We start from the raw sequence: 11,455 nt of genomic DNA on the forward strand, positions 1-11,455 counted from the left end.
CTATCCTTCCATAGCAAAATCGTGGGCGATGCGTTGGGAGAATGTTATCCCGCTCTTCAGCTATCCTAATGATATCAGGAAAATTATTTATACGACAAACGCTATTGAGTCTCTTAATAGCGTGATCCGTAAGGCAATAAAAAACCGACGTATCTTCCCAAACGATACGTCGGCATTTAAAGTTGTGTTTCTAGCCATTCAGAAGGCATCTGAGAGGTGGACCATGCCTATTCGAAACTGGAAACCGGCTATGAACCGTTTTCTCATTGAATATGAAGACCGGTTTTCTGAGATATGAGAAATGGCAGTTACACAGAATTATTTACAGAGTCCTAATCAGACAGGTTTCAGTTCTGAAGACGTCTTAATCCTGGGATATTTCTTTTCCAGTCCGATCACATTCATATCATCTTCAAACAGTGGGGGAGATTTCAAATACTCGACAACAAGATTAGCAACACTTGCAAGGGAGACAATATGGGTTCGCTCGTAGCCATGTGAAGCATCCAAGCCAAAACAGATCAGGGCGGTTCTGATATCGTTCCCAGCTTCCAGGGCGGCAGCGGCATCGCTGCGATAATGCAGAAACACATCACGGCTGAACTCAATTCCCTCTTGCATGCAGATGTCTATAAGGTGCCTGGTCAGGTGAATATCATACGGACCGCTTGAATCCATCATCGCCACGGTAACCCCGAATTCACTTGTGTTTTGTCCGGGAGCAATTGTTCCGTTATCGACGGAGACCATCTCTGCCACATTTCCTCGAAGAACGTGAGAAGCACCTACTCCTATCTCTTCAGAGATCGTAAACAACAAAGAGCTGTTCAAGGACGGCTTGACATTATTATATTTCATTGCATGAACTGCCGCCAGAATGGTTGCCACGCCAGCCTTGTCATCGAGGAATCTGGAATTCACATAACCACTCTTGCACAATTCAACTTGCGGATAAAACGAGATATAATCCCCGACACGGATTCCTTTCTCCCACAGACCGTCGATCGAAGAGCCTGGCTCGTCGAGCCTCACTTCAAGATTTTCCCAACCGACAGGCTGGGAATCCACCTCTTCATTATACGTATGTCCGGAAGCTTTGAGGGGGAGAATTGTTCCGGTAGTTGTCTTATTGCCGTCAGAGTGGATGCGAACCCGTGCTCCTTCAGCAAAGCGAGACGACCAGGTACCTATTGGCACAAGACTGAGTCTTCCGTTTCTTTTCAGGCTCTTTACCATTCCTCCAAGAGTATCCAGGTGAGTGACAACGGCCCTGCGTGGCTTGTGATTTACCCCTTTAAGTGTTGCTCGTATCGCCCCGCGCCGGGTGAGTTCATACGGTACCTCAAGCGCATCAAGTTCATTGCAAACACATCTTACGATATCGTCTGTCATGCCGCTGGGGCTTGGAATCTCCAGCAAACGTTGCAAAACATCCAGTAGATACTCCTGATTGACACTGTTCTCCATAATAATTCTAGACATGGTGCTTGGTTTTGGGGAAGAGTAAATCAATAAACTTTTCAGCAGTCGGTTGCGGCTCGTGGTTCGCAAGACCGGGCCTTTCATTTGCTTCGATGATCACATATTCATCACCTTCCACGGTAGGTACGAGAAAATCAAAGCCGACAACGGGTATGCTCAAAACGCCGGCTCCGGCAATTGCTGCTGCGATCAGCTTGGGGTGAAGGCGGGAAGTTACATCATTGATGGTACCGCCGGTATGAAGGTTAGCGGTTTTCCTTACCTGGATAACCTTATCCTTGGGCAGAGTGTGGTCCAGCGAATATCCTGCATTTTCCACACAACGTTGTGTTTCTTCATCAAGTGGAATTTTACTTTCCCCCTGTGTGGCTTTTGCCCGGCGCCTGCTCTGCTTTTCTATGAGCTCCGCGACGGTGTGTATCCCCGTACCACAAATAGAGGCAGGCTTTCTTACAGCAGCCGCCACAACCTCATCGTCGATAACAATAATCCTGAGATCCTCTCCCTGGACATATTCTTCCATGATCACCTTTTCACAGAGTTCAGAAGCCCGATTTATCGCATTTTTCACCTCATCCAGTGTTTTCAGGTCAACACAGACCCCTTCACCCTGTTCGCCTCTGGCTGGTTTCACCACGACGCTGTCGTAAGTCGCAAGGAAAGATTTTATATCCGATGCCCCCGTAACGACCTTCTGAGCGGGTGTCTTCAGACCTGCAGCCTGTAAAATTTTTCTGGTCACCGCTTTATCATCGCACCGGCTCATGGCAACCGCACTTGTCAATTCACTCAGAGATTCTCTGCAAGCGATGGAACGCCCCCCGAACGAAAGGCGAAAGAAACCGTTCTCAGCATCGACTATTTCCGTGCCAATTCCGCGCCTTCTCGCTTCATCTATCAAGATTCCCGCATAAACATTCACTTTCTCGTCGGGTTCAGGGGCGGTAAACAACGGCTCATTGATATAATTTTTTGTTTTGATGCAATATACAGGGACCTGTTCAAATCCCAGTTTGTCATAGAGCGCTTTAGCCTCTTTATTGGTATACATGACAGAGAGATCTATAAACCTGCGCCCCTGCTCGATAAAATACAGAATAAGCTCTCGGACAAGTGTTTCCCCTACCCGGGGGATGCGGCATTGTTTGTCAACAGCTAACGCCCACAGGCTTGAACCGTTGTCAGCATCGTTAAATGCACGAAAATGGTCAACTCCGGTGACGGCTCCGACAATCGAACCGCTGCTCAGTTCCTCAGCAACCAGTACGTGGACGGAACCGCTCTGCAGCACACTGCTGTAAAATCCCTTATAACTCGGCACCATCCCCCACGCCTGGTAAATAGCGTTAATTGCCGCCTCGTCATCCCGGGAATTTACCGGCCGGATTTTCAGCCCATGGATCTTGAGACAGTTTCCGCTGTAATTTTGAAAATCCAGCCTGTATGTGATTGAAGGGTCCAGAAACAGTTCCTGAGGAACATAGGATAAGACGACATGCGGGTCCCGCATATACATGGCGATGTCCCTTCGACCCTTTTTCTCTTTGCATATCTCCACGGCAAGTTTTTGAGGGTCTGAAAAGGTCTGGCCGAAGATCAGACGCCCCCAGCCACAATCCACTATTGCTTCTTTTTTTACCCCGCTTGTCTCCGATTCCGGAGGAGGTTCCCCCCAATGTTTCAACGATGACATGCAGTTGGGGTCATAAGGATTCTTACACGGTTTTTTTGATGACTTTTCATCACTGTTTTCCATCATGAAACTCCATGTATCTGTAACCACATTTCAAGCAGGGCAACCTGCCAGAGCTTTGATCCGCGTAGAGGAGTGATGTGATCCTTCGGTGCGGCCAGAAGCTTATTGATGTACTCCTGCTTGTAAAGTTTTCGACTTTTTGCCGCATCATTTGTCAAGACTTCCCGGACCAACTCCAGGTATGGTCCTTCAATGTGCTTTAACGCCGGCACCGGGAAATATCCTTTGGGCCGATCAATAACATCTGCGGGAATAACACGCCGTGCCGCCTCTTTTAAGATCCATTTCCCCTTATCACGTACTTTAAGGTCAACCGGTATGGTTCCGGCAAATTCAACAAATTCATGATCCAGAAAAGGAACACGTGCCTCCAGGCTCCAGGCCATGGTCATATTGTCCACCCGTTTTACCGGATCATCTGTCAGCATGATCGTTGTGTCCAGCCTAAGCGCTTTGGCCACAGGATGATCAGCACCAGGTCTGGCAAAGAAATCGGCTACAAATTCCTCGCTGTAATTGTTGTGGATGAAGTCATCGTGAACTGTTTGCGCAAATTCACTCTGGTCACGATCAAAAAATGCCCTGCAATAATCCGAGACCGGATCAGTACTGGACCTTAAAGGTCGGTACCAGTGATATCCGCCAAAAACCTCATCCGCACCCTGGCCGCTCTGCACTACCTTGACATGTCTGGCCACTTCCTTCGAAAGGAGGAAAAAACCGACATTATCATAGCTGACCATCGGCTCAGACATGGCCGACACAGTCTGAGGCAAAGTTTGCAGTAAATTATCAGAAGGGACGAATATCTGATGATGGTCAGTCCCGAAATGGCGAGCGATAATATCAGAATAATAAAACTCATCACCTTTTTCCCCTCCCGCAGCTTCAAATCCCACTGAAAAGGTGTTCAATCCCTCTTGTCCTTCTTCAGCAAGCAGACCGACTAATAAGCTTGAATCAACACCACCCGAGAGGAGCACGCCTACCGGCACATCCGCAACCATTCTCCTCTTTACCGCTTTTCTTAACTGATTGAGCAAACACTCCATCCACTCCTGCTCCGTTATGGAATGGACTGTTTTCTCCGGTACCATATTCAACTGCCAGTATGTGGTATCCTTGAACGTACCGTTCTTTCTGTACTCCCTGAGAGTTGCCGGAGGTAATTTGGTAATTCCCTTTAATATCGTATGTGGTGCCGGGACAACTGCGTGCCAGTGAAGATAATGATGTAGAGCTACCGGATTGATTTCGGTATCCACCCCTTCGTTTCCAAGGAGTGGTGGCAAAGATGAGGCAAACCGCAAAACCCTTTCCCGATCGTCGAGGTAGAGGGGCTTAATACCCAGCCGATCCCGGGCCAGCAGTACTTTGCCAGAATCCCTTTCATGGATAGCCAGGGCAAACATTCCATTAAGATGCTTTACAAACTCATTGCCCCATGCATGATAGGCTTTTAGAATTACTTCAGTGTCACCAGTTGAGAAAAATCGATATCCTCGCTGTTCAAGTTCTGTTTTCAGCTCCCGATAATTGTAAATACAGCCATTGAAAACGATATCCAGGCCAAGATAAGGATCACTCATTGGCTGCCTGGACTGCTCACTGAGATCAAGGATTTTTAACCGTCTGTGTCCAAAGCATACCCGCCCCTGCATTACAGTACCTGTGGCATCTGGACCACGTCGAGTCATTTTTTTTGTCATATTTTCAACGACGGTTAGCGATGCCGGAGAACCATCAAAGCGGATTTCACCGCATAGTCCACACATGATTTACCTCAAAGGAATTGGATTCAAGTTTGACTTTGTCAAGAAAGGAGTTGTGAGAATTAAATCTGTTTTTTTTGACCTGAATTCCTGTTTGATTGTCCGTAGTGCTGCTCTACAAAATGGATAAAATCATCCAGAGAATCGTATCGTGATTTTTTTTGAGAAATTGCCGTTGCAGACTTAATAGCTCCAGCTCGTTATTGACATTCAGCGGTTGAACAAAGGAGTCGAAGTCTGTTGTTTTCACTTTGGCCTCTTGAATTGTTTGTGCTTTATTCCCTCAGGATTTATTGCCAAAAATCCTGCATTGGATAGAGCATCAAGAATAGAGTCTCAGCCAAAAACATACTAACAACAGCTCAAAATGTCAATCGTACACAAACCTTTATTTACATCTGCTCACCTGCGCACACAACACCAAACATCGCAACAATATTATATATACATTTGATTTTAAACATATTTATTATTGCATAACAGATTGCAGCAAAGAGGTGATTTTACATCGTTCTCAAACCATTTTTACATTGAACACAATATAACTACAGCATATATCTGCCGTTTATCCCCATATCATCCCCCTACAGCATGTAACAAACACAGAAGCTATATAAAAAACTGACCAGGTTGAACTTCTGGTATATTTTGACATCGCTTATGTTGTTTACACGCCGGATGAACAGCAAGTGTTGAGGTTTTCCCGGCAACTGCTTGTATATAACCGTAAGTAAAATTCACCAAGCCATGGACCGAAATTTGAACAACAGCCAGAGTCAGAGGAGCAAAGATCTGCTTATAGGACTACGAAAAACCACACAGGCTATAGATCTTCACGCCAAATACCTTCGCAAAACAGTTGGCATAACAAACCCACAACTGGTTATTCTCCAGGAGCTACTATCTCATCTTGAATCACTCTCTGTTTCTCAATTGTCAAAAGTAGTCTCGCTGAGTCAGGAAACAGTCACAGGGATCCTGACACGGCTGGATAAAAACACCCTGGTTTCAAGGAGAAAATCAGACAAGGACAAGCGCCGGTCCCTGATTTCGACAACCGAGGCCGGACGTAAATTATTGCAAAATGCACCATCGCCGTTAAAGCATGAATTTACAACATCATTTAATTCTCTTCGGGACTGGGAACAGCACATGATTCTTTGTTCCATACATAGGATTGTGGATACGATGTCGGCACAAAAAATTGCAGCATCACCTTTTTGGTAGCAGGACCTATTGAAAACGATAAAAAATCCAGCCACTAAACTGCAGGATTTTCACCTGAAAATCCGATCAGGGCGCGGCGATGAGGCACACTGTCCGGCTTGACGCGCAATAGCGATAAAAACGATGGTGGTGCTGTTATTTTTCGGTAAATTCGGATCTGGCTCAACAATACGGGAACAGGCTCACTACCGGACCGAGAGTATTATTACAATTGCCATAAAAAGGCGATGCATCAAGCCATCATTCTTGAAAATTCGGTTTAAGCGATTGTAAACATACACCATTCAGTCTACAATTGTCGCAGAGTAACAAGTGTAAAACCCGACTGACCAGACACCCAACAGTCAACCATTTAAGAAGGCTATGAGTTGTACCCAGATCAACATCAGCACCAGCTAACAGGAATATATGGATCTGCGCAATCAATGTCCCCATAAACTCGTAACCGCTGAGCAAGCGGTTGCAAAGATAAAAACAGGCAGCAGGGTTTTCATCGGCACGGGATGTGGAGAACCGCAGCGCCTTATTCACGCGATGGTGGCGAATAAAGCACTCTACGATATCCTGATCTACCAGATGTTGTCTTTCACCTTGGCACAGTACGTTGAAGACCGGGACTTTCTTAATCGTTTTTCACTGAAACTGTTCTTTATAAGCAGGGATATGCGCAAAGCCGCCTTCGAGGGAAAAATCGACTATATTCCTGCATACCTGTCACAGATACCCAGGATGTTTCACTCAAAACAGATTGGCCTGGATATTGCTCTTATTCAAGTAACACCCCCGGACAAGCACGGATACTGCAGCCTGGGTGTTTCTGTTGATATAACAAGGGCTGGCATGAGTAATGCTTCCGTTGTTATCGCTCAGGTCAATCCGAAGATGGTGAGAACCAGCGGCGACAGTAACGTTCATATCGATGAAATCGATTATCTGGTAGTTCATGATGAGCCTCTCGTCGAATACTTACCGGATACAGGTCGCGACAGGCGCATTGCCGAACGCATAGGACATTTTGTATCGCAGATGATAGATGACGGATCAACCCTGCAGATAGGTTTCGGTTCGCTTCCAGGGCAGATTTTGCAGTCGCTGATCAACAAGAAAGATCTTGGAGTTCACACCCAGGTGATAACCGACGGCTTTCTGCCCCTGCTCAAGCAAAAGGTGATTACCTGCAAGATGAAAAATCACCTTCCAGGGCGGATCGTCGGCTCTTTATGTATGGGCAGCAAGGAGCTCTACGACTATGTGGACGCCAATCCGCTGTTCTATTTCAGGTCATCGGAATATGTAAACGACCCAAACGTCATCGCCGGCAATGACAAGCTCATTTCCATCAGTTCAGCCCTTGAAGCGGACCTCACCGGCCAGGTCTGCTCCGATTCAGTGGGCCACCTCTTTTACAGCGGAATCGGCGACCAAGTCGATTTTCTAAGGGGCAGCGCCATGTCAAAGGGCGGGTTTTCCATTATTGCTTTGCCATCAACAGCCCAGGATGGACAGATTTCGCGGATAGTTCCCTTCCTCAATGAAGGGGCCGGGGTCGCCACCACGCGAGGTGACGTGAATTACGTAGTCACCGAATATGGGGTTGCAGCCCTGAAGGGCAAGAGCATTTACCAACGGGTCATGGAGATGGCGCAGATCGCCCACCCGAAGTTCAGGGAAGAACTGATTGAACAGGCCAAGACCAGGCACTATATCTTTTCTGACCAGATACCACCAAGCAAAGATGACCTGCTTTTTCTGGAAGCCTACAAAACAAGCCACAAATTGAGAAACGGCAAAAGCATCGAGCTGCGCCCGATAATGCCTTCGGATGAGTTTAACTCAAGAAATTTTTTCTACTCTCTACAGGAAAAGACAATTTTCTACCGTTACTTTTATAAGAGAAAAATTTTCGGCCACAAGGAAGTTCAGAATGAGCTTGCCAGTGTGGATTACCGCCAGAACATGACCTTGATCGGGTTGATGGTCCAGGGAGGGCATAAGACGATTATGGCGGTGGCCTCATATGCGCAGGAACCGGAGTCAAACCTGGCCGAGGTGGCTTTTGTGGTCGGGGAGGATTTCCAGGGGCTGGGGGTCGCCTCGATCATGATGGATCAATTGGAGAATATAGCAAGGAAAAATGGTCTTACCGGTTTTACCGCTATTGTGCTGAAAGAGAACAACGCTATGCAGCATGTCTTCAAAAAGAGATATCCGAATTCAAGAATACAGGATAACGGTCCGGAAGTTTATTTCACCATGATGTTTGACGGGGATGCCAAGGATTGAGTCGCTGTAAAGAAGTAAAGGACCGGGCCGGAAGCTGCCATTTTATATATTGCCCATATAGATTTTCTGTCAAACTTTAACATACTTTCTTTTGTACTGGTCACAACGCTTTTGCATCTGGCGCAAGACATTCTGATATTCTTTATCGTTTGCATAGTTTGACAACTCCTGGGGATCTCTATCCAGATCATGTAAAAATTCGAAGACAGGCTCCTGCTCAAAATATCGTGCATAAACATAGCGTTCACCATGCACCCCTTCCCATTTTGGTATACGTGGATGGTCAAATAAATGCTCGCAGAAAAAATCTTTCCTCCAAGAAGTGGGCACAGTGTCATTAACAAGAGGCAGCAGACTTTGTCCTTGGTATCTATGGGGTATTTTAATATTTGCCAGATCCAGAATAGTTGGAGCAATATCCACATTCAAGGCCAACTGATCAACAATCGACTGGTGGCCAGTTATCTTGGAACGTGGATCATAAATAATCAGGGGAACTCTCAGGGCTTCATCGAAATGACACCATTTACCTGCAAACCCTCTGTCGCCCATAAAATATCCATTATCCCCCATAAAAATAATAACTGTATTTTTATCTAAATGAAGTTTTTCAAGTTCTTCAACTACCCTGCCGATTGCATTGTCTATCCCTGAAATCATTCGCAGATATGATTTCATGTTTTTCTGGTACTTTTCTGGAGTATCCCATCGCCAAAAGTAACGCTCTCGATTCAGCGATTTTTTAAGAAACTCCGGCAAAGAATTAAAAATTTCTGGGTTGGAAAGTTTCGGTTCTGATATCCTAACATCTTCATACATTCCTCTAACCGAAGGAGGAGAAGGATACTGGTTAAATTTATCTCTGTCTTCTGCATGTGCAGCATTAAAACTTACGGATAGGCAAAACGGCTTGTTATCTTTTCTATTATTCAGGAAACCAATAACATGGTCAGCGGCCAGATCCGTCTCATGTCTTCTTGATCCGTCTGGCATTGTATGAAAATATGGATTTCTGTTTAATTTCGTGAATGAATCAAACAGCAAGGGAGTTACGCTAAGATCAGGCGGCACATTTACACCAAACTTCCCTATGAATCCTGTTTGATAACCGCTGTTTCGCAATAGCGCAGGATAGCTTTCCCAAAGATGGTTCCTTTGCAATGGCGGGGTTGAGAATGTGTACTTATGGGTACGTTCAAACAATCCCGTAAAAATAGTAGCGCGACTTGCAGCACAGATAGGAGTAGTTACAAAAGCATTGCTGAACCTCACACCATCTTCAGCTAAGCGGTCAATACAGGGAGTTTTGATGGATGGATGTCCTGCACATCCTAATGTATCGTTTCTTTGGTCATCAGTAAGAAAAAACAGAATATTTGGCTGTTCTTCAGATACAGCACTGCAACTGTTTTCCATGAGCAATGTAAGAGAGGCTGCAGCCGTTGTTTTTAAAAAATGACGTCGAGATAATTGAAAGCCGTTCATATTATCATAAAATTTTAATTTTCAGGAACCTTCAAGATATTTTCCTCAAATTTACAGCGTAATAAAACACATATAACATCTTTTTTTACCAAAAATCTCACACTTACTTTCCATGGCAAAGTTTATGTTTCAACCCACTTTGGCACGGACAGGGCGCATTTCGTCCAACTTTCTCAGTAACAATAAAAAATTGCCTGAATTCAGCTGGGGGAATTTTTCTCTGCAGACACACAGTCATCGCTTTAAAAAAAGGATCTGCATGGGCAAAAAATGTTTTATATCCATCACACAGATAATTGAGCATCCCATTTTCAGCAGCAACAATTCTATCTTTTGGGCAGCCTCCATGGCATAATTGCAGCCAGCTGCAATAAAGACATTGCCGAGGCAGGCTATTCTTTTTCACATTGCCAAAAATGGTTTGCTGTTTTCCGTTAATGCAAGCTTGCAAATCGTCAGTTAAAATATTGCCAAGGAAGTTATCTTTGGTCACAAAATGATCACAACTGTATAGATCACCGTTATGCTCGATAACAGCCGCATCTCCGCAAATTTCGCTGTGTACACACAGTGAGGCGGGGTATCCGCAATAAATGCCTAACAGCATGTCAAAATGTTGAACAAATACTTTGCCAATATCACGACCTCTCACCCAACAGTCGAAGACACCGATTAAAAAACGCCCCCATTGTTCAGCATCCACGTTCAGGGAGCAGGGGGTTTTGTTGCCGGTCTGTTCAACAAGAGGAATGAATTGCAGAAAATTTGCACCAATACCAGTAAGAAAAGAGTATAGCCGTTCCGGGTAAGCACCATTATGATGCTGAACCACTGTTAATGTATTGAATTCTGCACCAGCCGACTTGAGATTCTCAATACCTCTCATGACCCTTGAGAATGTCCCCTTGCCATTGCGATCCCTGCGATAAAGGTTATGCAATTCTTCATCACCATCAATACTGACTCCCACCAGAAAATGATTTTTTGCTAACCAATCAGCGAGATCACCAGTAATCAGCGTTGCATTGCTTTGAAGCACATTGGAAACTCGCATTCCTGCACGGTGGTATTTGTGCTGATACTTCAAAATTTTTTCTAAAAACAATCTGGGGAGTAAAGCCGGTTCTCCCCCCTGCCATACAAAATTGATTTCTTTTACACCTTCAGGCTGGACCGAAATATATTTTTCAATATAAGCTTCAAGCACATCGTCACTCATAATATACGCTGAACGATTTTTGTGCTGAAACATTGTTTCCTTTTTCAGGTAGAAACAATAGTCACAAGATAGATTACAGAGAGGACCGATAGGTTTTGCAAGTAAATGAAAAGGGTTCATGGCACTGACAATAATCCAGCTATTCCCGTTTTAGCAACTTATTCGCCAAAGACGCAACTCTTCATGAGGTATCAGAGGTTGTCATGATGAATTTTAAAGGAGCAAGGCTTT

The 11,455-nt window shown here is 45.1% G+C and carries 8 protein-coding genes; 3 read left to right on the forward strand and 5 right to left on the reverse strand.

Annotated features, from left to right (window positions below; translation table 11 throughout):
* On the forward strand, nt 1-298 hold a 298-nt coding region (locus BLQ17_RS20745), incomplete at its 5' end, for a transposase (RefSeq protein ID WP_143005591.1).
* 38 nt (nt 299-336) lie between these two features.
* Here BLQ17_RS20745 and BLQ17_RS20750 read toward each other — a convergent pair.
* Genes BLQ17_RS20750 through BLQ17_RS20760 form a run of 3 tightly spaced genes read right to left on the reverse strand, consistent with a single transcriptional unit; the run spans nt 337 to nt 5,013 of the window.
* The gene (locus BLQ17_RS20750) at nt 337-1,482 is read right to left on the reverse strand and encodes an osmoprotectant NAGGN system M42 family peptidase (protein WP_218121871.1); all 1,146 of its coding nucleotides are present in this window, start codon (nt 1,480-1,482) and stop codon (nt 337-339) included.
* Complete coding sequence (gene ngg, locus BLQ17_RS20755; RefSeq protein ID WP_245695264.1) at nt 1,475-3,241, reverse strand: N-acetylglutaminylglutamine synthetase; 1,767 nt, start codon at nt 3,239-3,241, stop codon at nt 1,475-1,477. The genes BLQ17_RS20750 and ngg overlap by 8 nt, the downstream gene beginning before the upstream one ends.
* Complete coding sequence (locus BLQ17_RS20760; RefSeq protein WP_092226050.1) at nt 3,238-5,013, reverse strand: N-acetylglutaminylglutamine amidotransferase; 1,776 nt, start codon at nt 5,011-5,013, stop codon at nt 3,238-3,240. The genes ngg and BLQ17_RS20760 overlap by 4 nt, the downstream gene beginning before the upstream one ends.
* Nucleotides 5,014-5,769: 756 nt before the next feature.
* Between BLQ17_RS20760 and BLQ17_RS20765 the strand changes: the two genes are divergently transcribed.
* The gene (locus BLQ17_RS20765; protein ID WP_245695265.1) at nt 5,770-6,237 is read left to right on the forward strand and encodes a MarR family winged helix-turn-helix transcriptional regulator; all 468 of its coding nucleotides are present in this window, start codon (nt 5,770-5,772) and stop codon (nt 6,235-6,237) included.
* 408 nt (nt 6,238-6,645) lie between these two features.
* Nucleotides 6,646-8,520, forward strand: coding sequence for a bifunctional acetyl-CoA hydrolase/transferase family protein/GNAT family N-acetyltransferase (locus BLQ17_RS20770; RefSeq protein WP_092226051.1), 1,875 nt, complete (start codon nt 6,646-6,648; stop codon nt 8,518-8,520).
* A 69-nt stretch (nt 8,521-8,589) separates the two neighbouring features.
* Here the strand turns inward: BLQ17_RS20770 and BLQ17_RS20775 are convergent, their stop codons facing one another.
* The gene (locus tag BLQ17_RS20775) at nt 8,590-10,005 is read right to left on the reverse strand and encodes a sulfatase family protein (RefSeq protein ID WP_092226052.1); all 1,416 of its coding nucleotides are present in this window, start codon (nt 10,003-10,005) and stop codon (nt 8,590-8,592) included.
* 103 nt (nt 10,006-10,108) lie between these two features.
* A complete protein-coding gene (locus BLQ17_RS20780) occupies nt 10,109-11,344 on the reverse strand; it encodes an anaerobic sulfatase maturase (RefSeq protein ID WP_092226053.1) in 1,236 nt (411 codons plus the stop codon).
* Nucleotides 11,345-11,455 lie beyond the last annotated feature (111 nt).

Origin of the sequence: Desulforhopalus singaporensis, from assembly GCF_900104445.1 — a bacterium.
In the GTDB taxonomy this organism is placed as follows: Bacteria; Desulfobacterota; Desulfobulbia; order Desulfobulbales; family Desulfocapsaceae; genus Desulforhopalus_A; species Desulforhopalus_A singaporensis.